General features: G+C 46.4%; 22 protein-coding genes. 2 read left to right on the top strand and 20 right to left on the bottom strand.

The genetic code is table 11. The features are described from left to right. Nucleotides 1-65: 65 nt before the first annotated feature. The 4 genes from MKX36_RS10020 to MKX36_RS10005 form a co-directional block, all read right to left on the bottom strand. A complete protein-coding gene (locus MKX36_RS10020) occupies nucleotides 66-392 on the bottom strand; it encodes a (2Fe-2S) ferredoxin domain-containing protein (RefSeq protein ID WP_017428329.1) in 327 nt (108 codons plus the stop codon). Nucleotides 393-427: 35 nt separating this feature from the next. Next, nucleotides 428-928 (bottom strand): metallophosphoesterase family protein, encoded by a 501-nt coding sequence (locus tag MKX36_RS10015; protein ID WP_340864589.1) that lies wholly within the window; start codon nucleotides 926-928, stop codon nucleotides 428-430. A 24-nt stretch (nucleotides 929-952) separates the two neighbouring features. Then, complete coding sequence (locus MKX36_RS10010; protein WP_013310015.1) at nucleotides 953-1,387, bottom strand: Rrf2 family transcriptional regulator; 435 nt, start codon at nucleotides 1,385-1,387, stop codon at nucleotides 953-955. A gap of 97 nt (nucleotides 1,388-1,484) precedes the next feature. Next, nucleotides 1,485-1,862: a DivIVA domain-containing protein gene (locus tag MKX36_RS10005; protein WP_016821045.1), complete on the bottom strand. Its 378-nt coding sequence runs from the start codon at nucleotides 1,860-1,862 to the stop codon at nucleotides 1,485-1,487. A gap of 143 nt (nucleotides 1,863-2,005) precedes the next feature. Between MKX36_RS10005 and MKX36_RS10000 the strand changes: the two genes are divergently transcribed. After that, nucleotides 2,006-2,575, top strand: a complete 570-nt coding sequence (locus MKX36_RS10000; protein WP_016821044.1) for a TraR/DksA C4-type zinc finger protein — start codon at nucleotides 2,006-2,008, stop codon at nucleotides 2,573-2,575. 115 nt (nucleotides 2,576-2,690) lie between these two features. Here MKX36_RS10000 and MKX36_RS09995 read toward each other — a convergent pair whose 3' ends face one another. The 5 genes from MKX36_RS09995 to hrpB form a co-directional block, all read right to left on the bottom strand. Then, entirely contained in the window at nucleotides 2,691-3,695 is a 1,005-nt protein-coding gene (locus MKX36_RS09995; RefSeq protein ID WP_193190043.1) for a Gfo/Idh/MocA family protein, read from the bottom strand. Nucleotides 3,696-3,714: 19 nt separating this feature from the next. Further along, nucleotides 3,715-4,077, bottom strand: coding sequence for a helix-turn-helix transcriptional regulator (locus MKX36_RS09990; RefSeq protein WP_013310011.1), 363 nt, complete (start codon nucleotides 4,075-4,077; stop codon nucleotides 3,715-3,717). Between the two features lie 317 nt (nucleotides 4,078-4,394). Further along, nucleotides 4,395-5,567: an acyltransferase gene (locus tag MKX36_RS09985; protein WP_340864588.1), complete on the bottom strand. Its 1,173-nt coding sequence runs from the start codon at nucleotides 5,565-5,567 to the stop codon at nucleotides 4,395-4,397. A gap of 270 nt (nucleotides 5,568-5,837) precedes the next feature. Next, nucleotides 5,838-6,422 (bottom strand): general stress protein, encoded by a 585-nt coding sequence (locus MKX36_RS09980; RefSeq protein ID WP_017428324.1) that lies wholly within the window; start codon nucleotides 6,420-6,422, stop codon nucleotides 5,838-5,840. Between the two features lie 119 nt (nucleotides 6,423-6,541). Further along, a complete protein-coding gene (hrpB, locus tag MKX36_RS09975; RefSeq protein ID WP_340864587.1) occupies nucleotides 6,542-9,070 on the bottom strand; it encodes an ATP-dependent helicase HrpB in 2,529 nt (842 codons plus the stop codon). Nucleotides 9,071-9,412: 342 nt separating this feature from the next. On the opposite strand from hrpB, the gene gluQRS reads away from it, so the two are divergent. After that, nucleotides 9,413-10,408 carry a tRNA glutamyl-Q(34) synthetase GluQRS gene (gene gluQRS, locus MKX36_RS09970; RefSeq protein WP_340864586.1) on the top strand — a complete coding sequence of 332 codons (996 nt, stop codon included), beginning with the start codon at nucleotides 9,413-9,415 and terminating at the stop codon, nucleotides 10,406-10,408. Between the two features lie 64 nt (nucleotides 10,409-10,472). On the opposite strand, the gene MKX36_RS09965 is transcribed toward gluQRS, so the two are convergent. The 11 genes from MKX36_RS09965 to essC form a co-directional block, all read right to left on the bottom strand. Beyond that, complete coding sequence (locus MKX36_RS09965; RefSeq protein WP_025364688.1) at nucleotides 10,473-10,847, bottom strand: DnaJ family domain-containing protein; 375 nt, start codon at nucleotides 10,845-10,847, stop codon at nucleotides 10,473-10,475. Between the two features lie 788 nt (nucleotides 10,848-11,635). Further along, nucleotides 11,636-13,018 carry an MFS transporter gene (locus tag MKX36_RS09960; protein WP_340864585.1) on the bottom strand — a complete coding sequence of 461 codons (1,383 nt, stop codon included), beginning with the start codon at nucleotides 13,016-13,018 and terminating at the stop codon, nucleotides 11,636-11,638. A gap of 5 nt (nucleotides 13,019-13,023) precedes the next feature. Further along, complete coding sequence (locus MKX36_RS09955) at nucleotides 13,024-13,557, bottom strand: PadR family transcriptional regulator (RefSeq protein WP_045243837.1); 534 nt, start codon at nucleotides 13,555-13,557, stop codon at nucleotides 13,024-13,026. 404 nt (nucleotides 13,558-13,961) lie between these two features. Next, a complete protein-coding gene (locus MKX36_RS09950; protein ID WP_017427968.1) occupies nucleotides 13,962-14,771 on the bottom strand; it encodes an SDR family oxidoreductase in 810 nt (269 codons plus the stop codon). 265 nt (nucleotides 14,772-15,036) lie between these two features. Then, nucleotides 15,037-15,873, bottom strand: coding sequence for a hypothetical protein (locus MKX36_RS09945; RefSeq protein WP_016821033.1), 837 nt, complete (start codon nucleotides 15,871-15,873; stop codon nucleotides 15,037-15,039). A 12-nt stretch (nucleotides 15,874-15,885) separates the two neighbouring features. Further along, nucleotides 15,886-16,638: a vWA domain-containing protein gene (locus MKX36_RS09940; RefSeq protein WP_013370788.1), complete on the bottom strand. Its 753-nt coding sequence runs from the start codon at nucleotides 16,636-16,638 to the stop codon at nucleotides 15,886-15,888. An 85-nt stretch (nucleotides 16,639-16,723) separates the two neighbouring features. Then, complete coding sequence (locus MKX36_RS09935) at nucleotides 16,724-18,769, bottom strand: hypothetical protein (protein WP_340864584.1); 2,046 nt, start codon at nucleotides 18,767-18,769, stop codon at nucleotides 16,724-16,726. A 202-nt stretch (nucleotides 18,770-18,971) separates the two neighbouring features. Further along, the gene (locus MKX36_RS09930) at nucleotides 18,972-19,247 is read right to left on the bottom strand and encodes a WXG100 family type VII secretion target (protein WP_007430133.1); all 276 of its coding nucleotides are present in this window, start codon (nucleotides 19,245-19,247) and stop codon (nucleotides 18,972-18,974) included. A gap of 256 nt (nucleotides 19,248-19,503) precedes the next feature. Further along, nucleotides 19,504-20,040 (bottom strand): WXG100 family type VII secretion target, encoded by a 537-nt coding sequence (locus MKX36_RS09925; protein ID WP_013370786.1) that lies wholly within the window; start codon nucleotides 20,038-20,040, stop codon nucleotides 19,504-19,506. Nucleotides 20,041-20,045: 5 nt separating this feature from the next. Then, nucleotides 20,046-20,888 (bottom strand): hypothetical protein, encoded by an 843-nt coding sequence (locus tag MKX36_RS09920; RefSeq protein WP_340864583.1) that lies wholly within the window; start codon nucleotides 20,886-20,888, stop codon nucleotides 20,046-20,048. Between the two features lie 16 nt (nucleotides 20,889-20,904). Further along, nucleotides 20,905-24,900 carry a type VII secretion protein EssC gene (gene essC, locus MKX36_RS09915; RefSeq protein WP_340864582.1) on the bottom strand — a complete coding sequence of 1,332 codons (3,996 nt, stop codon included), beginning with the start codon at nucleotides 24,898-24,900 and terminating at the stop codon, nucleotides 20,905-20,907. Nucleotides 24,901-24,938 lie beyond the last annotated feature (38 nt).

Genomic DNA, 24,938 nt, shown 5'->3' with positions numbered 1-24,938 from the left:
ACGCAAAAAAGAGAAAATCTCCGAAAGATTTTCTCTACTCATGCTCTTGTAGATCGTTGACTGGGTTATTCCGAGCTGGATTTACGTGTACACTCATGAAAAAGATGAGGTTCCAGCTTCTCTCCCGCTACGAGCTTCTGCACCAGCTCTGTACCTGAGGCGGGGGTCATTTGACCATACCAGTCTCCTTGCGGATATACGATCACAACCGCAGCATCATGACAGCGCCCATTACAACGAGTTCTGGTCGTATGAATATAGGCTTCTGCATGTTGTTTACGAATTTCATCCCGAATTGCTTGTGTAACTTCTTCGCCTTCATGTCGCATACATGTGCCTCCATTGCAGATCAAGACATGATGCTTCATTGGTTCTAAATCAAAAATAGCCATAGCTTCCCCTTTAATCAACAGTTGTTGGTTTTATATCAATGTTTATCTGGATAAAGAACAAGCTGTGCTTCCAACTGCCCGTCTTCAATCGTCAGCACGATAAATGAGTATTCGTCTTCACCGCGCTTGTCCGTCGGAGACCCCGGATTAAGGACAAGCAGATCATCTATCTTTTTGACCACAGGAATATGCGAATGTCCATAAATCAGGCAATCCAATGTTTCTCCCTTAAATGTATTCAGTGCGATATTTTCTGTTGAGCCGCGCCAGCCGTGACCATGAACCATGCCGAGCCGCTTGCCTTGGACTTCAACGATTCGTTGATAGCCTAGACGCTCCACGATGTCGGTTCCATCATTGTTTCCGGCAATGCCCTTCACAGGCGCAAATTCAGCTAGACGTTCATATACGAACCAATCCGTCCAGTCTCCGGCATGGAGAATGAGGTCACTGCCTTTTAACTCCTGCACAAGCCGACTAGGCAGCGTTTTGCTTCTGTGTGGCATATGAGTGTCTGAAAGTACGATGATTTTCATATCAATTTCTCCTTACCAGCGTCTTCACACGGATGAACTTTGTTGCCCAACCCGCTGTTGGAGCGCCTGCTCCAGATCTCGCAACGTAACGGTCTCGAAAAACGCCTGGATTTTCTGCTCTGCCACGGTGTATAAACCATCCAACAAAGCGTCTATGTTCCTGCCAACCTCGCAATTGTGATTGCTGTCAGTATGAATGGCAAACAACGGACCTTCATCCTTGGTCGCTTCATAGATCATTTTCAGATTAATGTTTGAACTCGACATGCTTAGACGAAAGCCGCGCGCTCCTGGTGACGAATCCACCAGACCCGCTTGCTTAAGTCGGCTCATAATTCTTCTTACAACTACCGGGTTGGTATTGATGCTGGAAGCAATAAGTGACGAAGTCATTCGCTCGGGTGCCCCTTCGGCAAGAAGAAGCAGACAATGGATACTAACGGAAAAATGGGTACTCATGTTAACCACCTTTATATGTGTGCCTCATTAATTGTTTGGTAAAATGCATGTTTCCATCATACCACAATAGAGGCAACGACACAGTGCTAACTATTCCTTACTCCGGAAAATAGTCATTTTCAGGGCGTACTCTCACTTTTAATTGGCGCACACTATATTCCAACTGCTTAATGATATCCTCCAGTTGACGTCGGTCAAGTGCATTAAAGTCGGTGGCAGGCTTGGGTGCACTTTTCAAATCACGTATGGTTGCCTGCTGCTCCTGCCACTTGTCCATCAGGTCGGCTATATTCGCATAAAAGCGTTCATAATCCTTGATTACTTCATCCAGAAAGGCATCCACCTCATCCGGATCATAGCCGCGCATTTTATTTTTGAACTGTTTCTCATGAATGGAGAGCGCGTCCAGCTGAATGCCCAGTTGTTTAAACAACTGCTTTTGCTTATCCAGACGACGCTTCATATGTTCATCCATCGGTTTTCCCTCCTTAACACACTATTCTTTTTATATCACATTCTAGGCTGGGAATAAAAGTCTCTGCTGATTGCTAGGGTCTATGAACGGGTATAAAAGAGCATACACGCCACTCATACACACCATGAAGGGGAGAGATGATCATGAACCATTTGAACGATTCGCAGCTTGCAGAGCTGAAACATATGTTATTGGAGCAGAAAAAGGACTTAGAAAAACATTTTAAACAAAATGGTCAGGAAAATACGAAATTGGGAGAAACACTGACAGATTCCACAGGGGAACTCTCATCCTATGATAACCACCCTGCTGATATAGGGACGGAAACCTTTGAACGATCCCGTGACCTGGCGATTAACGAGTCGCTGGAAAACGAACTGGAGCAGGTTAATGCAGCCCTGCAACGGATGGAAGATGGGACGTATGGAATATGTGTGGAGAGCGGCGAAGAAATTCCTTTTGAACGGTTACAAGCCATTCCATATACAGCCTATACCGTCGAGCACACGCCAACACGGGAATTATCGAATGACCGTCCAATCGAGGAACAGGTTATGACTCCGCCGCCCAAAGGTGCAGGTGAGGTTCGCCAACGGAATGCAGGACGATTTGACGATGCGGGCGCATGGGACGCAGTAGAAAAATACGGCACATCGAATTCGCCTGCGACAGCCGCCAAGCGTGATGTTACAGATTATGATGAAAATATGTAATGCTCGAATGTGCAAAGACTCATTAAAAATACCTATGTATTGGTTCATCTAAAAAAGCAGCTTGTCCTTGGGACAGGCTGCCTTTTTATGCCTTCTGGGAATACGGTAATCCTGCTTATCCAATCTCTATCCGTTTACGACTGCGAGCTGATTCAATACAGGCGTCGATCACTTTCATATTACTAACCGCATCTTCTGGCTCATATGGCAAAGGAATACCGTCAAGCACGGCTTCGGCAAAAGCATCAGCTTGCAGTTCAAAAGAATTAAAACCCTTTAGACGTTCCTCACGCGTAACCGAACCAACGTGAACGAAAATTTGTGGTACGACAGACGTTCTTTCCCAACCGAACATTTTGGGCATCGCAATCGTACCCTTGCTGCCGAGAATTTCCATGTTGGAACGGTTGGCTGCCCACATGCCACAATCGAAAGTAAGGTTGACTCCACCCGGAAATTCCAGCAGACCGGAGGCCATCATATCAACGTTGTCATGCTCCGGGGAAAATAAAGCATGTACCGTCACTGCCTCCGGCTCCCGATCCAAATACATACGAGCGGCTGATATCGGATATACGCCCACATCATACAACGAGCCACCGCCCATGCTTTTATTAAAGCGCACATTATCTGCCTGATCGGTATTGTTAAATGTAAACGTGCAATGAATGCCGCGAATGTCACCAATTTCCCCACTATTGATGATTTCCTTAATTCTTCGATGTTTGGGATGATAGCGATACATAAAAGCTTCTGCAAAAGTCACTCCTGCACGGCGACATGCTTCAATCATACGGCTTGTCCCGGCCGAGCTAAGAGAAGATGGCTTTTCACACAAAACATGCTTGCCGGCCTCCGCTGCTTTTATGGTCCATTCTTCATGCAGATGGTTCGGCAACGGTATATACACTGCTCCGATTTCGGGATCGGCCAACAGCTCGTCATAGCTTCCATAACTTCTCGGAATATCGAACTCCCGGGCGGCCTCAGTGGCTTTATCCGCATTACGACTAGCAATTCCAAGTACTTCTCCGCGTTCGGATTGCTGAATCGCCGGAATTACAGCGATTTTGGCGATCTCCGCCGTGCCTAAAATTCCCCATTTCAGCTTTCTACCCATCATTCTCATCCTTTCGTCGTCAGGAATAGTTGTCTTGTTCCGCTTTATGCAGCATACCTAAGCAACGGTCCAGGTCGGCTTTGACCTGCTTTTTGTACAGCCGAGCTTTCTCCTCTCCATCGTCTGTGAAATGATAGAGCACAATCTCCTGGAAATCTACACGCGGGTCTGTTCCTTTTAATCGTTTGGTACGGTAAAAAACGCCTTCCTGAACCAGTTCATGCAGTGCCCGGTAGACCTCGCTTTGAGGCGGAACATATCCGAAACCACTAAACTCATCTTTCATCGATTCGAGCATCTGATATCCATATCCGCGATGCCTCTCTACCATTGTGATCAGATAAATTTTGATAAAAGCCCGCTGGGATATCATAAACGCCATTTCACAACCTCCTCTACACCTTATTCAAGTCTCTTATCTTCCATTATAAACCACTCTGCGTCCATAGACTATTTCCTTTCATAAATATGAGAGCTTACGAGAATTCTCCCTCCCTTGTGACTGGTGTTAAGATGACGAGAACTATGGAATGAAGCATTCTAGAGTAGTGTGCGTAGCGCTGAGGGTGATTTTATGATTTTCTATTGTGAATTTTTCATGTATTGAAATAGAATAATACCACTTAAAAAAGTATCCCTCGGCCTTCTTCTGAGGGCTTCGGGATACTTTTTGTGAAATAATGTAACTTGATCGCTGAATCAAGCTTGCTTTTGTATGGCTGGCGGACTTCCTGCCGGACGAGGACGAATCCGAAGACCCACAATCCATTTACCCAAAGGCAAATGTGCCAGCACCCATGTTCCAGCAATGGAAAAGATCATACAAAGAACAAATGAAGCCAATGTACGAAGAACGTGACTCCAATCGGCAAACAACGCACTATCAAAATAGTAGGTTGCGCGCAACATAAAGGCATGCATCAGATACGCTCCATAGGACAATGTTCCGATGGCCGTTAGCACCCTCGCCGCACGCCCTCTCTTGTGAGCAATCCACGTTGCTATCCGATAAGCTACAAAAATAGACGTGATGCAATATACAGCCATGACCGGACGTAGCAGAGACAAGTAATTAAAGGAAAGAACCGTACCTTGCGGCGTCTGGAACTGACCAATCATCTCATACAGCAAGTACCCTGTAATCACGATAAACAACGGCCAGTATACCAACTGTGCCTTGATGACCCAAGCATTCCAACGCTTGATGTTCATCCCGGCTGCCGCTCCTAATATAAAATAAAAGAAAAAATAGATCACATTCCGGTCAGCATATATGGTAAACCAAGAAGAAATGACGGGAAGCTGGAGCTGATCCATCACTTGATATACGGGTCCAACCGCGAACATAAGCAAAATATAGAGTACGCTGAATCCAGCCAATGCAGTGGGTCGCCATGTTGAAGGCAGTAGCGCGGACAAACGACGTACAGCATAACGAAACACGGGAAATAACACATAACATTGGATAATCATAACGATATACCATAGATGATAGCTGCTTTTCCCGTTCAGCAGCTTCTGGACAAAATCTAACGGGTGAATAAATCCTCCACCTTGCGCAAGCTGATTCCCCAACTCGTATAAAAGAGACCATATAATATAAGGAACAATGATGTCCATGAATCGTTTACGTAAAAACGTTCCATATTTTAAGGCTCCATCATAATTGTAAAATAACACCATTCCAGTAATAAACACAAACACAGGCACTGCAAATTTGGAACACAGCAGTAATAGTGTCATCACAACTCCGTCCTGGATGCGCGCCCCCTGCGCAACCGCATAGTGTGCGACGGAATGCTGAAGAACAACGGCTGCAAAAGCCAGTCCTCTCAGCAAAGCAACTTCGGAAATTCTCTCTTTTTGACTCATGTCACTCTCCTGTTGCATCTAGCAATTTATAAATCCAGGATTTTTGTAAAATCCCCAAATCTATTATAACGACAATTCTATAAAAATATATAGGAGGATAAACGTGCCAATGCAAGCCAAGCATCATCTGACTTAGGTGGTTTCAATAAGTAGGTAACACATAAAAGCAGCAGTCTTCCCTCTCGGGGAGACTGCTGCTGTAGAAATAACCTGTATACAAAGGAGATAGAAAAGCCTGTTAAATCACGTCCTTAACTAGCCGTTCGGTGTTTACAGGTTCCTTCTAGTATCTGTGTACGCACCTGTCCGCGAATCTGCCACCGTATCATCATATGTTCTGTAACGATCCGCATTCAGAGAACGATTGGTGCGGAAAATATCATAAACATCCCTGTGATGATCAGCGGAATCCACCAGCACTAAAATCTTGCCCTGATCGACGTATGTCTCGTATTGACGGGCATCATCTTCTGGAATGCCTAGTCCGACCAGTCCACCGACCAAGCCACCTGCTCCCGCCCCAACAGCTGCTCCAGTAAGGGTAGCCGCGATAGGTCCAGCAGCAAGAATAGGTCCGATACCTGGGATCGCCAAGGCACCAATGCCTGCCAGCAAGCCAGCGACACCGCCTACAACACCACCAGTAGCCGCTCCTGTAGCCACACCCTCCGGTGCTTTGGTGCCTGTCTCTTCACTAATCGTCCTTAAGTCGTCACGGTCACGTGTGATCACAGAAATTTCACTGCTTGGGATTCCTTTGCTCTGCAATTGTCCAATTGCACGAGATGCTTCCTGCTCGGTATCAAAAACACCAACAATTTTCTTTTCATTATAATCGTTTAAGTTATTAGCCATGATAGTTACCTCCCAATATGTTGTTGTTGAGTGGTTCGTTTTTTTATTACCCCACTATCCTGACGTTTAAACGATTTTACAAAATTCGCGATGATGTCTATTCCAGGTTCGGCTGCCGATTATCGCTTGGGCTTTGCTCTGTTAGTCGCCACAGCTTCTAGTGGATCATCTGGCCAATAATGCTTGGGGTATCTTCCTTTTAGGTCCTTTTTGACTTCAAAATATGCCTCGCTCCAGAAGCTGGACAGGTCGGATGTCACTTGCACAGGTCGCTGGGCTGGTGACAGGAGGTGCAGCACAATCGGAACTCGTCCGCGTCCAATACGGGGCGTATCCTTCATGCCGAACAGTTCTTGTAGTCTCACGGCCAGTGAAGGTGCCTCAGGTTGCGAATAATCGACAGGAATACGAGAACCACTGGGTACACGTATATGCGTCGGTGCTTCCTGTTCGAGCTGCTGTCGCTGTTCCCAATTCAATCTACCAAGCAGCAATTCACTACCGTCCAGTCGTTGCAGATCAGCTAAATTTTTGGCACCAACTACAAATGGCAGCAGCCATGATTCCAGTGAATCCAGCAGCGCGGATTCCGAGCTGTCAGGCCAATCCTCGGGCGCAGAGAAGTGCATAAAAATCAGACGCGCCTGCAACTGAAGTGTTTGCCGATTCCAGGACAGCAGTTTGAGGCCACGTTCCCGCACACCCTGTATTAATGCAGCCGCGATTTCCTCAGCCGGAGGTCGCTCATAGGATGTTTCCTTTAAGATGAGCGAGCCCAGCCGAAGTACCTTGCGGGCTCTCACGGCTGAAGCGGAGCTATCCCAGTACACGTTGGCTTGTTCCAGCAGCAAATCGCTGCAATGCTGGATCAGCTCTTGCAGTTCAATCGGTGCCGCCAACTGAATGGCGCCATCTGCTCCCTCGTCGTCCACTTCGGCGGCGACGAGATAGGATGAACGCGACATCCACTCCACTTGTCGGAGTCGCGCCCCCCGGCCGCCGCTAAGCAAAAAGCGGCCATCCCCTCGGCCCTGCGCGATCCGATCCGGATACGCAAAGGCCAGCAGTAGCCCGCAGGCCGCGGAGCCGTCAGGCTCGTCCTGCAATGCGGCTGTGGTCGGCAGCGTGGCTAGCAGCTGCCGACTCTCCTGCACGATACGACGAATCACCGTATCGTCTGCCGCTCCCAGCAGGCTGTGCGTGCTGCGGGCATGAGCCGCCTCGCACAAGGCATCCAGCCGCGGGCGCAAATCCGTTCCGCCATGAGAACGGAACGGGTCCCGCTCTTGCAGCAGCGCCGCCAGACGGCTGGCGGTTGGGGCCAGGCCGAGGGCTGCTGCGCGCAGCAGCATGTGTCCTAAGCGCGGGTGCGTACCCAAGGCGGATACCTCGCGCCCATGCGCGGTGATGCCGCCTGCTGTGCCATCGGCTGCGACTTCCAGGCAGCCAAGCTGACGCAGCAGACCTGTGGCCTGGTGGTACGCCGCATCAGGCGGGGCATCCAGCCAGGCCAGCTCGGCAGGCTCGCGCACGCCCCAGGCCGCCAGCTCCAGCGCGAGCGGGGCCAGATCCGCCGCCGCGATTTCCGGGCGGCTGGAATCAGGGAGCGCAGCATGCTCCTGCGCACTCCACAGCCGGTAGCATACGCCCGGCTGGAGACGGCCCGCCCGCCCGCGCCGCTGATCGGCGGAGGCCTTGGACACCTTAACGGTGGTCAAACGGCTCATGCCGGTTCGCGGGGAAAACACTGATTCGCGTGACAGTCCGCTATCGATCACCACCGTAATCCCGGCGATGGTCAAGCTGGACTCGGCAATCGAGGTGGCTAATACCACTTTACGGCTGTCCGGAGCCGACGGGCGTATTGCCTCATCTTGCTGCTCCAGCTTCATGCTGCCGTACAGCGGAATGATTTTGACGGAGGCCGGTAAATTTCTGGACATGAGTTCTCGTTCTGTTCTATGAATTTCTCTAGCCCCTGGTAAAAACACCAGTAAATCGCCTTCATGGGCATAAAGCGCCTTTTCTACCGTCTCAGCCGTAAAAGACTCTAATGAGGTTGACGAAGGCTTGGACATATGCAAGGTTTCTACCGGAAATACGGTGCCTGGGCACTCCAGTAAGGGTGCATCCCCTAGCAGTCTGCATACAGGCTCTGCCTCTAGGGTGGCAGACATGATTAATATTTTCAAATCCGGTCGCAGCAGCGCCTGGCTTTGCAGGGCAAGTGCCAAGCCCAAGTCTGCATGCAAGCTGCGTTCGTGAAACTCATCAAAAATAATCAGACCGACTCCCTCCAAAGCCTGATCAAGTTGCAACATCCGGGTCAGTACGCCCTCCGTAACCACTTCAATCCGCGTGCTTGGTCCTACCTTTGTATCCATACGAACCCGGTAACCTACGGTCTTCCCAGTTGACTCGCCTAGCGCCCTTGCCATTTGCGCTGCTACCGCACGTGCTGCCAAGCGTCGCGGCTCCAGCATAATTATCTTTTGCTCCGCCAGCCACGGCTCATGCAGCAGTTCTAATGGTGTTACTGTTGTTTTCCCCGCTCCCGGCTGTGCAATCAGGACCGCCGCTGAATGGGATAACAAGGCATGCTTAAGCTCGGGGATGACTTGCGTAATAGGCAATTGTTTATCTGTCAATGAAATCTCTCCAATGATACGCTTGAGGCGTAGAATCTAAGTTTGAATTCTTTCTCTATTGTGAATTTTTCACTATCTGTAATTATTGAAAAGTGAATAAAAAATGTTAAGCTGGTCCACAGCAAAGGGATTTCATCTCACCTGTCGTGCATGATTCTTCTAAATCTATTATACAGATATTTAAATTTGCCGTCTGGTCATCGCAGGTATGCACACTTTCCCGTGCCATCTCCTATACTTGTCGGGATGCACTCGCGGCAAGATCGTTTTATAATATGGTTGATATGGATTGCTAAAGGACGGATTGTGGAAACACGGAATACAGAATCGAGGTAACTTTGTATGGAATTACAAACCCAACCCATTAGAGGACGATTCGCCCCAACACCATCGGGATGGATACACTTAGGAAACGCTCGCACCGCCTTATTATCCTGGCTGCATGTTCGTTCCCTAGGCGGAACCTATATTTTGCGCATGGAAGATATTGATATGACACGAGCTCGCAGCGCATTGGCGCAAGGAATTATGGAGGATTTGCGCTGGATCGGGCTGGATTGGGACGAAGGACCCGACATTGGCGGTCCCTATGGTCCTTACAGTCAGAGCCAGCGACTGGAACGCTTCCAATCTGCATTGGAGAAACTCCAGGGGCAAGATTTACTGTATCCTTGTTTTTGCAGTCGGGCAGACATTATGGCTGCCGCCCATGCTCCGCACGGACTGTCGGGTGAAGGACCTGCATATTCAGGGACATGTCGTAACCTTAGCTCTTCAGAAGCTCTAGCTAAAGCACAGCATAAACTCCCTTCACTTCGTTTTAAAGTACCGCAGCATTCAGATGATATTATTTCTTTTCATGATCAGGTAGCTGGTCATGTATCCTTCCGTGCGTCGGAGGGGGGCGATTTTATCATCAAACGGGCGGATGGCATGTTTTCATATCAACTTGCCGTCGTCGTCGATGATGCGGATATGCATATGACCGATGTGCTGCGCGGATATGATCTTCTCGATTCGACTCCCCGTCAGCTATTGTTATACCAAGCACTGGGCTTAGTGCCGCCACGTTTCGCACACGTCCCCCTTGTCCTGGGTCCGGATGGACGTAGACTGGCCAAACGACATGGTGGCGTAGCGCTCCGAGCCATGCGCCGGCAAGGAATTACACCGGAAGCCGTCATTGGCTGGCTCGCCTACTTTTCCGGACTGCTGGATTCTCCTGAGCCTGTGAAGGCTATGGATTTAATCGATGGCTTTCATTTGGACAAGCTGCCTCGGGAGCCAGTCATCCTGACCAAACAATGCCTCACGAAATTATCTGCACTGCAACGGTAATGAGATTAAACACAGAAAGCAAAGTGGATGGACAAGGGCATTCTGCCCTTTGCTCCTCTCGCTGTTATTCCTCCAGTCGCTGACGCACAGCAGACTCATATTCATAAAATACAGACGACATATTCAGCCCTCTTTCCTCCAGCAGCATACGAAGACGAAGTGATTTCTCAGTCAGCCTGCGACTGATGCGCTGTTGCTCTCCTGCCTCATGGCAAGCGTGAAGCAAATCACGTAGCTGAACACATTCCTTTTGCAGCTGTAGCTCTTCCGGTAAAATACCTGCATTTTTCAACAGCTTGTACGACATCCGCAGCTCTTCTGGAACATGTGACAAATCCTCAATCACCAGTGGCTTGCCCTCTCCCGGCAAATGATCAAACTCACCTTTGGCCATCGCCTCGGCAATCTTCTGCTCTGCCATTCTAGAGAACATTCTCATTCACTCCTTGTAATAAGCGTCCTATGTACAATCTATATTAAATAAACCGGGAGTCCTTTGCCACTGTTGCTTACATATAATGAGGTTGTCCTGTATTCCTGTAGGAGAAAACCGATTATTCTTCGATCCCAAGCACATATGAGACATGACATGTTGGACGAGCGACATCCTAAAATGATTGGATTGATCCAAGTAAAGTATTCCATAGTGTTGACAATGACTGAATTCATTTCTCTATGTGCATTCTCACCAGTAAAAGATATAGAAATTCCATTCAGAAACTCTATTCGATCTTTTAGTAACATGAAAAATCCCCTGATGTGGATGCAATCAAGGGATACATAGGTTTATTTCTCTCGCTTTGATAATACAAAGTTGATTATTAATCCAATCACAATTCCTGTGAAAATTGCAAAGAAGCCCATAGCGCTCATCTTATACCCCAAAGCGTAAAATAATCCTATAACTATTGCGTAGCTCAGCAAAATCGATGCATAACGCTTAAGAAACTTACTCATGAAACTTCTCATAAGCAACTCCTATCTTAAGTTATACTTCAACCATAGCAATGTTAGTTAATTATTGCACAAAAGTAAGGGGCAATTTGTTGAACAAGGAATCCGTTAAAAAGGAATTTGTACTATTTACTGCTGGGCGGGTCACAATACGAGACTTCTTTTTTCATGTCATCCATGCACGTACACGAAGTGAGGGGTATCACTAACATTCCCGACAAAACCCACTCTAAGACGATAAGAGATGAAGATTAGAACCATACAAGAACATACTCAGTGTTTTACATATGCAACGCCGATTGTTGCATGACCAATATTTTTAGGTAGAAACAGTACTTCAATTGCTGGGAATATCATCAATAGACCAAGAAACACAAAACCTAGTTCATATGCGATAGTAATTGGGAAGAAGATTTGTAATAAACCCACAACAACTGTCATAAGTGATATTCCCATCCCTTGAGCTAATGTTGAAACGACAGCATTCAAAGTATTGGCACTATTTCGATCTTTAGTGTCTACTTCAGAGAAACTCAGTCCACTGTAAGCAGTTAAGGCTAGTGATCGTCCTACACCTGAGACTAATGCAAGAAACATGATCACAATAGGAAAAGTATTAATTTGAATGAAAGCTAAAGCAATTGATGTAATAAATATCATCACAAATGATGACAATAATGCTCCACGATAGCCTAATTTACGAATAATTGTATTGGTAAAAGGTTTGATTCCAATATTTCCAATAAAAATAAATAACACATAACTACCTGCTTTTACTGCTGACCAATGAAAGACCGTTTGTAAAAAAATTGTGAGGATATATGGCAATGCCCCGACACATAGCCACAAAACAGAACCACTTGTTTGGCAGATTCTAAAAGAAGTTATTTTTAATGCATCAAGTGAAAATAGTGGATTGTCTACTTTTTTCAAGTGCTTGAATACTATAAATCCTAGTATCACGCCTAAGACAATTAATCCTATTGCACTAAGCCAATAATTTTTTCCGTGAGTGGCTAGCTCTGCTCCAACTAGAATTATACTGGATGAAAAGGTAATTTCTAAAAATCCCAAAAAGTCAAAAGTTGTTGTTTTATTTATCTTATCAGCATCGATTAATTTTATACCGATTAATACGATAATTAAACCTATTGGCACATTGATCAGAAAAATCCACTGCCAGCTCCAGTAAGTAACAATAAATCCGCCAATCAATGGTGCTATTGCGGGTGCTACAAGAGCAGGCCAAATGAGATAACTAAACATTTTCAATAGCTGTGAGGGCGGTGTCTTTTCTAATACAATCAGTCTTGCTGTAGGTGTCAATAAAGCACCAGAAATTCCTTGTATAATTCTCATTATTAAAAGGAAAGTGAAGCTTGGTGCTACTGCACTACCTAATGAGCTAAGTGTAAAAATAATAACAGCAATAATCCAAATCTTCTTTTTCCCGAATCGATTAGCCATCCATCCACTCAAAGGGATAAAAACGGCAACTGTAATCAAATACACACTGATGAGTAAAGCAATTGTTGCCGAACCTGTATGAAAATATTGAGCCATTTTAGGTAGTGCGGTAGTTACAATTGTTCCATCTAAAATCTCCATAAAGAGACTCGCAGCCATTAACAAGGCTATTTTTATTTCTTTTGTCATTCTGTTTACCACCCTCCTTTCTTTAATTCGTGTTTAAATTTTTCAATCCATTCAATTGCCACATTTGCTTGCTGTAGTCGTAACTCAAACCTCTTACTTGCATACCAGTGATCTTTTGAATCTTCTTCAGCTAATTCTTGTAGCGCGTCTTGCGTATCTTCTACGATATCTTTTTGTTCCTGATAGAATTGATCTAATAGTTGTATTTGTTCATCTAGAGCAAGATGCTGCATCACATCAAGCTTTATTAAATAGATATCAGCATTGTGAGCCCCACTTGGAACAGGCATTTTCATTAGTTCAAAAAAACGTTCCTTTCCTTTATCTGTAATAGTAGCAACTTTTTTATTTTTTCCGTCTGATTCTACATTAGTTATTTGTACAAAACCTTTGTTCTCTAATTTTTCAAGTAGGGGATAAATCACGCCATAGCTAATTTTTCTATGACGTCCTAAAGTGGCTTGTAATGCATTACGTAAACTATAACCACTTTGCGGTTCTTCCATTAATTCACCTAAAATAAAAAATTCGTTCATCATTTTAATCCTCCAATATATCTTTTAGATACATCAATCATATATCTTTTAGATATATAATGCGAGTTATTTGTATAAGAAATTTAAAAGCTATGTTGCAAAGCATCCTACCGACCGCGAATGGTAGCGATATGATGACTCCAATCCCACGCGTATAGAGTGCGACAACAAAAATGCAGGAATTAATACCCTAAGGTATCAATTCCTGCATTTTCGAAAAACACGATGCTTAAAAAGCTTGAATCCACTATTGACTTCTAACGATAAAAGTGAATATAAATTTATTTCGACAAATTCCGAGGTGCGAAGAATCTGTTTTTTATGTGAGCTTCACATTCGCACCGTAACCAATATAGTACACACAGGATACCACAAACATTTCTCTGCCCCAGAGAATACTCCATTTTCTAAAACAATAACGACTCTGCCCCATCAATCACAATTTGTGCGCCAGTGATGTGACGCGAATGATCAGAGGCCAAGAATGTTACCAAATCAGCAACCTGTTCGGGCTGTCCCGGTCCATCTGCTAACGGCTGATCTCCCTCGGGAAATTGCACAGGGATGGTAATCTGCTTCAACCCTTCCGATTTCTCCGTGGTTTCATCAATATTCGTCGAAATGGCCCCTGGATAAATGACATTGACACGAATACGGAACTTGGCCAGCTCTAGGGCCGCCATTTTAGCAAAACCAGTTTGACCTGCCTTTGATGTGCTATAGGCTGACATCCCAAAGCTGGTAAAGCGCTGATTTCCATTAATCGAGCTGGTAATGATAATGCTGCCGCCACCGTTCTTTTTCAAATGTGGTATTGTATACTTCACCGTCAGGAAGGTGCCATCCAGATTCGTTGACAAGGTTTGCCGCCAATCCTCAATACTCAGCTCCTCGATTGGTCCGACGACCCCGTTAATCCCCGCATTGGCAAAAATGATATGCAGCCCGCCAAACAATTCAACCGCTTCCAGCACTGCTTTTTCAACACGCACCGGATCGGCAATGTCCACGTCAAAAGCCCGGGCTGACCCTTCACGTATGGCATTAATTTCTCTTTCCGTCTCCAAAATGCGATCATTACTTACGTCAAAAAGAGCGACATTTGCTCCTTCTCTAGCCATTTGAATAGCCGTTGCCTTGCCAATACCAGAACCAGCCCCCGTAATTAGAGCAGTTTTGCCTTCAAAGCGCGCGCCTCCTGCATATGTATAGCTCATACTTATCGCTCCCTTTCAATAATCTGTATAATCACAAGATTACCCAAAAGGGTATACTTTATAATCACCATTTTTGCGCATTTTTTGCTGTTCCTTTGCGATATTCAGGAAAAGATCGAATATTTCGTGCATTAGTGCATCTTTTCTTCTTCTCTCTCGTTACATTTCGTAAATATCTTGCCTATTCTCAGTTTTCTATGTATCCATCAAAAAAGGACGTTCTACAACCATCGATATGGATGCATACGTCCTTTGGCTTATTCATTTACCACTGCAGCTCAATAAATGCCGCATCATCATCAAGTCCCCCGGTATGAGACGCATCAAGTAATACCTGTATCTGCTCATCAGGGACAGGTTCGCGAATAGGATCTAAATCGGACAAACCGTCCGTGTATACCTGTAATCTCATTGGCATATCTGCGGGTATGCTTCTTTCGTACCAATGCGGCTTCCCTCCAATCGGTCCACGGCTTGTAGACCAGCGTTCCGCAGTAGAGAAGGTATGATCAAATAGTTCGCTGATTTCTTCCGTACCGTTCCACAATCGCAAACGTGAATCCCCTTGCCAGGCAAGTCGGAGACGACCACGGGTACCTCGTTTCGGCAGTTCGATTTTACCGCAAATATACATGGACTGGCTTCCCTGTCGACGTTTATCTTCCAATACTGAACGCATTAAGCCTGATTCGTGATCCAGAGGCTGCCGATCCAGTTCCTCAGTAGCTGCACCTGCCAGACGCTCAAGATACTCCCTTAATTGATTAGCAGACAGATCCTGTCTCTGTTCCATCCAATCCAGTAAAGAAGAACCCAGATAGCGAGCTGCAAAATCTCCTCGGTAACTGAGCCCGACACCATCACACAAGACAAAACAACAGACAGATTTATGAATACGTACTGCGGCAAAATCCTGTCCGCTTTCTCCCATACTGGCAGATTCAGCAGACCTTCCATAGCCATAACGACACATAAAACGACTGTGATGAGATGATAAAGGCTGATCGCCTGTCTGAGAGCTTATGTAAGCAAATTGCTGAGTCAGCCTTGCATTCAATCCCTTTTTTTTGCTCGTGGGGAGCAGGGACAGCAGTGGATTCATGCTTTTACCTCCTTACCGTACAGGCGTTGCAGCTGACATTTGAAAACCAATAGACACCAGTTCCGCACAGGTTCCAGGCAGCATCATGATGGCTCCTTCACCTAACTGATAATCTGCCTCAAACAGCATTTCCCGATAGCTTTCAGGAAGCACAGAAGACATATTACGCAGTTTCACAGCATGTTCATCCTGCAAAGGCGTATTATGCGTCAGACCTTTCCAGCGACGGGGGTCCTGAATAGGCGTTTCCAGCAACCTGTCGGATAAAAATATATTTTCCACCAGTACATTGCCATCTGGTACACTCATGTTCATAATGCGCTTCGCAATCGGTTCCGGATCATCGCCTGTAGAAACACCATCTGTCATATGGCAGACCAAAGGTGCAGGACAATCCTGCATCCCTGGTAATTCCGCCTGCAAAATACGTTCAGCTTGCAGGAAAGCCTTTGCTGAATCTGAGAATCGTTTGGGTGTCAAATCAGGCAACGAACCAATAGCCGCGATTTCATCAATTCCCTTGACACCATTCAGCAGGTCATATACGTCGTCACTATAAGCCAAAATTGCAATCCGATAGCGCGCAGTCAACCGATTTCCCTTGGTCGATCGGAAAACCATCTGTCGGATCGCCAGTGATATAGCTTCGTATACAACGTCAATACGCCGCCGCCCTTCCATCAGCATATTCATCGACGCGCTGATGTCAATCAGGTAAATGATCAGGGCGGGAGTACGTTGTGAAGCCTGTATTGTATAATTCATGGTTTGTACATGCTCCCCTCAGTTACCTTCGATCTGTATCTGTTTCCTAATCTATCATTCCGCCATTATATAAACATATGAAACATCAAATTTTAGGCAGTCTAAAATTCGTATCTCCTAAAAAGTTATAAATAGAGGAAGCCCGATAGCCCACTTCACCTACTGAACGATAATAAGAAGGATTGCTATCATATAATGCTCTAAAACGTTTGGCAAAGCTCTTGGCCTTCGCGGTGCTTCCACCTTCCTGAGAAGCATACGCCTTGTTATAGAGGGAAATAAGCTGGAGAACATTCTCCTTGTTACGTGCCTGTACAGCATCTTTTCGCTTTTGTTCCGACTCAGCTGCTGCTTTACGAGCTGCTTCTTCCTTGGCAGCACGAGCTTCCTGCTCCTTTTTCAAGGCCAGGTATTTTTCATATTTTTCCTGTTGATCATATGCTTTTTGCTTCGCCAACTTGGCAGCAGCCTGCTTGTTTTGTTCCTTTTGGGCGAGATAAGCTTCATATTTAACCTGTTGAGCGATCAGGGCTTGTTGTTTCTTCTGCTCTTCCTGTTGCTTTTGAGCAGCAAGAGCCTGTTGTTTGGCCTGCTGTTCAGCTTCCTGCCGTTGTTTCTCCGTTAGCGATTTTTGAGCGGCCTCCTGCTCAGCAGCCAACTTTTCCTCGGCTGCTTTTGCAGCCTTCAATGCCTCTTCTTGCTTTGCAGCCTCGATTTGTCGCTGATTAGACTGATCCGCAAGAATACTCACAGTTGGGATTCCCGCTGCCAAAAGAACGACTGCGGCCGATGCTGTCACGATAAACATTTTGGAGCGATACCAGGCTTTCGATTTATCAGGTTGCTCTGGCATCTTGGGGTTCAGCTGCTCCTCCAGTCCTGTGATCGCAGCCGACACCTCTACATGCAGAGGGCTGCCATCTTCTACAAAGTGATACAACGAACGATATACTTCCAGCGCTGCAGCAGGTTTGTTCTGCTGCTCCAGTTCACGTGCCTGTCGAAACAGCTTGTCCGTTACTCCACGCTCTCCCTGCTCTAGGGCAGCCTGATTTAACATTTCAGCCTGTTCAGCTTTGAGCGGGGCAGGTGTTGCCAACGAGGATACCGCTTCACTGGAAGCGCCGCTCACAGCAGCCACACCGACTGTATCTGTCCCAACTGGCTCCGTTTCTGTATCCTCCACCAGAATTTCCTGCTCAGTAACGGCATTAAGTACAACTAGCCATTCGCCAAAGGTAGGACAACTGCTTAGATCCTGACTATCCCAAGCACGGCTGAATAGTTCTACCACCTTGCTGCCCCAGCGGGCTTCAAGCGATTTCCGCAAAATAAAATAACGTTCGCAAGGCGTCTGCATTTCATGTTGATCAAAATAACTTTCGCCCCACGCTTTATCGACCACCACACGGTCAGACCAGCCTAGCATTTCTCCAATAATGATAGCCCCTGCAAAACGGTCTGCATACGCGCTCCATAACCCGCTGTGAACGGTACGATGTGCAGCATACCCTGGCGATCCTGCCAATAGTGCATCTGGACGATCCATTTTGGTACTATACATTTGCTCCACGTCTACCAATTCCACAGCTGACGTGCCTTCAGGCAGTTCCACTTCAGAAAAAAACGGAAGCATAACATTGGGCGCTGATAAATCACAATGCGCCAATCCTTTTTGCTCCATCGCTGAACCGATCCCTGCCAGTGCTCTGGCTAAAGCCAGACTATCGGAAGCCTCAAGCTGACGCTGATCTGTGAGACAATCGAACCATGTCATACCATGAACCCATGGCATCAGCACCGCATACAGCAAATCAGGCTGCTCAGCGATCAGACTTCCGTTTCTTTCTGGAGTGAGCACATCACGCTTGCATACTTGCAAACCGGGAATATCCCCGTATGTTTCCATATGCTCAGATTGATAAACCATAGCCGGGATGCGGAACTTCGGAAAAAACACTTTAAGGGCTTTCGCCTCATGCGGTGCTCCGTTTTTGGCAATCAGCTGGTATACAATTCCCTGCCTCCCTGCTTGTGCATAGGCTAAACCGGGTGCAGCGGGATGTCGTCCAACCACATAAGCTGTGCCATTTATGATCAATTCGTCTCCCGGATTCGGTTGAAAAGACATGAAACATCCCTCTCCTTATATCATTCAGTATGCTAGTTTTCCTCACCTTATTATATACGTCTATGGATGGCAAGAAAACCGGGTATCCGAAGATCGCCCGGTTTTTCCTATACAATCTGTGCCAAACCGTGAGGAATAGGTTCACATATTGCTTCATTATAGAGTGATATATGATAAGTTAATGCCGATCAGGCACGACAACTTATTTCGCTTGGTCAACCGTACGGAATTTGTTAGCGATAGCTGTCAATTCTTGGCTAATGCTATTCAAAGTCGTTACGAAAGCTTGCATTTGTTTGCTTGCTTCTTGGAACTCTTGGAAAAAGCGTTGTTTAGTCATACCTTCCCATTGACCTTCCATACCGGAGATGGACTGAGTCAAACTGGAAACGATCTGCTGGCTTTGCTCACCACTTTGTTTAAATTGGTTAGCTACCTGATCAACCTGTTCTGGGGTAATTAAAATGCGTCCTGCCATTTTTTGCGTCCTCCTTGATGATAAAAAATGTTTTTGTTTAGCTGGTTCAAATTGTACTATGGCTATTTAATCCCATACAAAAGGCAAAGGACCTAATTGCAATAATCCCACTTTTTAACTATAAAACAGCATCTAACAGTACAATCTTAATAAAACAACCACCTAATAAGTCCCATATTAGTCCCATAAAACCGGGAATGGTATAACAAATTCATATGGATTACAGGCCGATCCAAATATCCCGGAACGATCCGAACTAAGCGACAGGCTGATCTCTTGCTATAGACGGATCAGTAAAATACCAATCCTGCGGACTGCTAGAAGACGCCTGCTTCAGAATATCCTGATGCAAGGTGCCCACATCCGAAGGCTGTACACCTGCAATAGCATGTACGACAGACTGCGGGTTTGAAATTAGACTGCTTCCTTCCGAAGCTTGCCCAGGCAGAATAGACGGTGATTGTTGATTCGACCAATCGAGCATCGTGACGGGTCGTCCCAATGGTTGGCTGGCAAATGGCAGAATCGTTTGATAGTTGTGGTCAACAGACTGAAACTGCTCTGCCTTTCGGTTCAGTTGTGTACCTGATGTATGGAGATAAGCATGAATCTGTTCTGACATTCGTTTGGCTTGCATCCACTGATTCAAGATCGCCTCACGTGCAGATACATCCCAATCCAGCGATTGTAACGCCTGCTCCAAACCTGCTGTTAACTGTTGAATTTGCTCCGCCGCATGCTGTAGCTGCCCGCTAAGCCCCCGAAGCACATCCGGTTCAACTCGAATGCGCATATCCATCACCCTTCTTCTGTCACTTCTTCAGCCACTGCCGACTGTTTCAACCAATTCAATAATAAGTCCACAAACTGATCTCTCGAAGCCATAGCTGCAATTAACCAGTCTCCGTTACCCGCAGAGCTCATCCGAAATATCCAGTTCATTGCAGGACAAAGGACAAAAGCTGCCCGTTGTGACTCCCACTCTCTGCCGTTCCAGACCAGCAATTGCAATTCTCCCTCGGCTACACGGGAACTCAAAGACTGAGCCAGTCTCATTGCTCCCTCTTCATCTCCGCTAGCCTCAGTTAGCTTACTGCTGATTTGAGGCAAACTTTCTCCTGCAGATTGCTCGTAAATTTTATTAAAGGCCTGCTTGGAAAACATAAGCGCGGGAGATTCAGGTACAAGCCGATCAACCCAGCCCATTTTATCAATCAATGTTTCGCAAGCCTTTTCCACATTACCCAGATCGTACAGACGATATTCATCGGGTTCGTCAACAGATTTCACAAGCTCCACCACACGCTCATTCGTGCAATGAAGATAGCCTTCAAACTGCTTACCTCCCCTTACATAGCGTATACGGCAAGCCCTGTTGGATAATCCCGCGATAGCAACTCTTGAAAAAACGGTAGGAGGCATAGCCAGCTCTTTACCCTTATCGGCCTGCTTCAGATAACCTTTTTCCAGAAGAGCAGCTTTGACCTGCTCCCACTCTTCCGCCAACTCCTCTGCTAGATAGCCCTTAAACGGATCTTCCACCCCAAGCAGTCTGTCAGAACCCAATACGCCTGCCAGAAAAAACAGTTCCTTTGCCTTGAGGGTTATTAACTTCTGCTTGGAAGCTTGAAACGTTAACATTATGAGCCACCTCCCTTCAAACTACAACATGCCATCGGTCACGAATTTTCGTTATCCAATCCTCACAACTCATTTGCTCTGAGAAGGGAATCGCCGCTTTTATCCTGGTAAATTTGCGTCGTACGTAGTATCCCTGCCCAGGAGGCAGGACTTTTAGGCCACCAGCAGCGGCATTCGCTTCTGAATAAGGGATACGAAAGAACGATAAATCATTCGAATCCAGTGTTCCAAAAAGCATACCGCTTTGGCTTGCTTTGACATCATTAAACCAGTCCACACCAAAGGTAGGAAAATCAGCTGGCACACCCGATAGCACGACATGCACATTGCGATCACGTCCCAACCGTACAATGGCGGAAAGCTGATCCTTTATCATAAAATCGTTCAGTTGCTTGCTTAACATATCCGCATCATCAATGACCAGGAGCAGTTCGGGATCATTTCCATCCTTGCTCCGTTGTTGAACGATATCATGCACCTGTTGTACCAGAGGTCCCATTTCTTCCTCGCTTTCGGCAGCAGCCTTGACATGAGGAAGATGCCGTAATCGGGATAGTCCCCCACCTCCATAGCGTGTATCGATCGTATAGACTTGCATTTGATCCGGCGAGGTGTAATAAGCGAGCGATATAATCCAACTCATCAGGAAGGAGGTTTTTCCACCCTCCATTGGACTACCTACGATAAAATTAGGCCCTTCTTTTAAATTTAGGAGAAAAGGCTCAAGATCGTCACTCTGTAGGCCTACAGGTACTTCGTAAGGAAGCGCACCTGATGGTCCACTCGTTCGATCCCACTGCTGAAGCAGTTCCAGCAACGGAATCCGCTCAGGCAATGGGAGAATGGCCGGTGCGTGCTTACCCTTCCATCCCTGCGCAATACCAGCGATATTGCGACGTAGTTGTGCTGATCGTTCCGCTTCATCTTCTCCTGGTGAAGGCAGTGCCGTCTGGAACTCCAGCGGAGGAACATGCCCTTTAACCAGAGCCCGGCCCGGAATTAAAGGTCCTGGTGTTTTGGCCGGTCGTCCTACCGCATAATAGTAGTCACTAGGATCAGCCAATTCGAAAGAAACAGCATTAGGTATGTTACTGCGGAACTTCTCAAACACATCGGTAATCCGGTTCGCTGTAATGATGAAGGTGATGCCTAGACTGCCTCCTTCACGCAAGAGTGATTCCAGCAGTTCATTTTCATCCGGATACGCATTACGAAAATTAAGATATCCATCAATAACTACGACAATTTGCGGCACATCTTCAACAGCAGAACGTCGAAAAGAACTTATTGTTTTGACGCCAGCCTCAGAAAGCATTTCCTTGCGTAGGGCCACCATCTTGAACAAATAGCGGAACAACCGTTTAATCCGGTCATCCTCCTCTGCCATCATAACAGCACCGATTTGTGGAAGCTCTCCAAATTCGCGCATGGTTCGACCCATGTCAATGATATAACCGTTCCAATGATTCACAGCGTAACGCTGTGCCGTGGACATCAGCAACGTATGCAAAAAGGTCGTTTTTCCCATGCCCGGCATGCCATACACAGCCCAATGACCATGATCCAGCGACGCATACATCGGCTCCTGCCGTTGATTCGGCAAATCATCGACCAGCCCAATAAGAGACTTCAGCTCCAACGATGATGATGTACTATCTATTTCGGTACATTGCGGTAGATTAGTTAAATCCAACATTTCTGGCAGCGGCGGAAGCCACGGTCCCTGAAGACGTTCGATTCCTGCCTTAGCTGCTTCTTTTGCAATATAATCAATAAATACTTGAAGCTGTTTAGGAGCTTCTTCTCCTTTTAAGCCTGAGCTTGCCCGTTCTCCGCCCGTCAATAGCGCTTCACGTTTGCCGTTCAGTCTCACTTCATGAACAGGTAAGGCAGAAGAAATGTCTCTGTTGCCTATATACGGCGCACCGCTCCAAGCAAATTGCATTTCTTCAAACACTTCGTCGCTACCCACTTGAAAATATCCTCGTCCCGGCTTCGTTATCCACGCGGCATTCGGTATTTTCAACATATCACGGCTATCACCTTCGCTTTGCACCCGCAAGCAGATGCGGAACCTGGAGTTACTCCAAATCTTATCATCGACAACACCTGCCGGCTTTTGAGTCGCCAAAATCAGATGGACACCTAATGTCCGCCCAATCGCGGCAATGCTGATTAGCTCGTCCATAAACTCTGGCTGATCCCGCTTTAACTGTGCAAATTCATCAATAATAATAACCAGATGAGGCAGCGGTTGTTCCTGCCGCTGCCGGAGTAGTCTGTAATATTCATCAATATGCTGTAAATTGCCTGCATCGTTCAATATCTTTTGTCGACGAACCAGTTCTGCTTTAAGAGATATTTTAGCACGTTCAATCAAATTATTGTCCAGGTTCGTGATTGTACCCACAACATGCGGCAAGTTAACGAACGTGTTGGACATGCCTCCACCCTTGTAATCGATCAGCATAAAAGCAAGATCATGTGGGTGAAACTCAGCAGCGAGCGAGGCTACGATAGACTGGATAACCTCACTTTTCCCTGAACCTGTCGTACCAGCGATCAAGCCATGGGGCCCATGCCCTTGACGCTCTATTTTATCATGCAAGTTAATCATAATCTTTTTGCCACCTGCCCGCACGCCCATCGGCACAGGTAATGTATCAGGATGGCGGTTACGTCGCCACCGGTCTGCCACATCCAGTTCTTCCACACTTGCTACACTCATCATATCAAAAAGAGGCAGAACAGCGGGAATATCAGAAGCCGAAGAACGCTTCAAGCGAATAGGCGCCATGTACCGCGCCAGTGCATCGGCTTCCTCTTTGGACAAACGATCCGGTTTAAAACTTTGCTGTTCAACCTCCGCCGATTCTGATTTAAGGGCGTATACACCCTGTTCCTTGGAAGCTTCCACGATCAGCTGACACTGCATTGGCAAAGCTTCTTTACGAGAAGCCAGCACAATTGTACACGCATCTATGGCTCGACCGTCCTCCAGCAACAACGGCAACAAAGGTTCTTCCTCAATCAGTTGGGTGTCAGATAAAACAATCACATAACACGGGGCTTCCATCCCTTTGCCCTGACGTTCATTGCGATTATTTTTTCGACGGTTCAATCTAGCAAACAGAAAGTCAGCTAATTGATGGGCGCTACTACTGCGGTCTGACATCATTCTCTGGATTCGGTCATCATCCCACACATGTGGGAGCCAGCGCATCCAAGTCCATTCACTTTCCTCTCGCTCATCATAGAAGGAGGCGATTTTCACTTCATCTGGCGAATGACGAACCGTTACTTGTGCCAAGATGACTCTTAACGCAGCCAGGGTATGCTCCCGCTCGCCGACCAATCCGATCACTTTGGATTGAAACAGTGGCAATGTAATGGAAGCAGCGTCCACCAAACGAAATTCTTCTTCCAGTTCATCTGCAGCTCCCAACAAAGGATCTCGGTCATAACCGTCAGGTCGTGGAATTTGCAGTTTAATATGAAAGGGAACTTGTCCAGTCCCGATACGTACCTGCAAGAAATCTTCATCCTCCGGTGATCGTTCCCAAAGAGAACTGTTGCGGTTTTTTACGATTTGAGTGCATATTTGCGGATCACCGTGAATTTCATATAGCGTGCGAACTTGTTCTTCGCGTTTCATTTTGAGTTCTTCACGATGCTTTTGGAGCTGCTCCCGGTACATGCGGTCCCGTTCCTCCAACTTGCGCTTATATTCCTTCTTATTATTTAAATAGACGAAAAAAGGAATCGTATAAGATGTAAGCATCATGACCACCGTGACCATCTGGAACATCAAATAGTTACTGTTGCCCATCTTGCCTGTTCTGCTCATATATACATAAAAGCCTATAGTCACCAACGTCATCATTAACGGAATAAGTATAGATATAATAGAAAAAGACGGCTTGCTCGGCTCAGCCGGAGGCCGTAAAATCTCTAGCTTCTCCTCTCGGAGGGCCGGTCTTAATCTCGGGGATCGCTGGTATAATACATTCAAGACAAAAGTCCCCCTTTTCGCTTACTATTTCATTTTAC

This window comes from Paenibacillus sp. FSL W8-0439 (genome assembly GCF_038008995.1).
Lineage (GTDB): Bacteria > Bacillota > Bacilli > Paenibacillales > Paenibacillaceae > Paenibacillus > Paenibacillus polymyxa.
Note: the sequence above shows the minus strand (reverse complement) of the source record. Positions and strands in the feature narration are given on the sequence as shown.

Bases quoted from the DNA above. Each gene is read 5' to 3' on its own strand.
- MKX36_RS09950 (WP_017427968.1), bottom strand. From the start codon at position 14,771: ATGAGCTATACATATGCAGGAGGCGCGCGCTTTGAAGGCAAAACTGCT.
- MKX36_RS09965 (WP_025364688.1), bottom strand. From the start codon at position 10,847: ATGAGAATGTTCTCTAGAATGGCAGAGCAGAAGATTGCCGAGGCGATG.
- gluQRS (WP_340864586.1), top strand. From the start codon at position 9,413: ATGGAATTACAAACCCAACCCATTAGAGGACGATTCGCCCCAACACCA.
- MKX36_RS10015 (WP_340864589.1), bottom strand. From the start codon at position 928: ATGAAAATCATCGTACTTTCAGACACTCATATGCCACACAGAAGCAAA.
- MKX36_RS10000 (WP_016821044.1), top strand. From the start codon at position 2,006: ATGAACCATTTGAACGATTCGCAGCTTGCAGAGCTGAAACATATGTTA.
- MKX36_RS09990 (WP_013310011.1), bottom strand. From the start codon at position 4,077: ATGGCGTTTATGATATCCCAGCGGGCTTTTATCAAAATTTATCTGATC.
- MKX36_RS09920 (WP_340864583.1), bottom strand. From the start codon at position 20,888: ATGTTAACGTTTCAAGCTTCCAAGCAGAAGTTAATAACCCTCAAGGCA.
- MKX36_RS09995 (WP_193190043.1), bottom strand. From the start codon at position 3,695: ATGGGTAGAAAGCTGAAATGGGGAATTTTAGGCACGGCGGAGATCGCC.
- MKX36_RS09985 (WP_340864588.1), bottom strand. From the start codon at position 5,567: ATGAGTCAAAAAGAGAGAATTTCCGAAGTTGCTTTGCTGAGAGGACTG.
- MKX36_RS09930 (WP_007430133.1), bottom strand. From the start codon at position 19,247: ATGGCAGGACGCATTTTAATTACCCCAGAACAGGTTGATCAGGTAGCT.
- MKX36_RS09935 (WP_340864584.1), bottom strand. From the start codon at position 18,769: ATGTCTTTTCAACCGAATCCGGGAGACGAATTGATCATAAATGGCACA.
- MKX36_RS09940 (WP_013370788.1), bottom strand. From the start codon at position 16,638: ATGAATTATACAATACAGGCTTCACAACGTACTCCCGCCCTGATCATT.
- MKX36_RS09960 (WP_340864585.1), bottom strand. From the start codon at position 13,018: ATGACAAAAGAAATAAAAATAGCCTTGTTAATGGCTGCGAGTCTCTTT.
- MKX36_RS09945 (WP_016821033.1), bottom strand. From the start codon at position 15,873: ATGAATCCACTGCTGTCCCTGCTCCCCACGAGCAAAAAAAAGGGATTG.
- MKX36_RS10005 (WP_016821045.1), bottom strand. From the start codon at position 1,862: ATGGATGAACATATGAAGCGTCGTCTGGATAAGCAAAAGCAGTTGTTT.
- MKX36_RS10010 (WP_013310015.1), bottom strand. From the start codon at position 1,387: ATGAGTACCCATTTTTCCGTTAGTATCCATTGTCTGCTTCTTCTTGCC.
- MKX36_RS10020 (WP_017428329.1), bottom strand. From the start codon at position 392: ATGGCTATTTTTGATTTAGAACCAATGAAGCATCATGTCTTGATCTGC.
- MKX36_RS09955 (WP_045243837.1), bottom strand. From the start codon at position 13,557: ATGATGAACGAATTTTTTATTTTAGGTGAATTAATGGAAGAACCGCAA.
- MKX36_RS09980 (WP_017428324.1), bottom strand. From the start codon at position 6,422: ATGGCTAATAACTTAAACGATTATAATGAAAAGAAAATTGTTGGTGTT.
- MKX36_RS09925 (WP_013370786.1), bottom strand. From the start codon at position 20,040: ATGCGCATTCGAGTTGAACCGGATGTGCTTCGGGGGCTTAGCGGGCAG.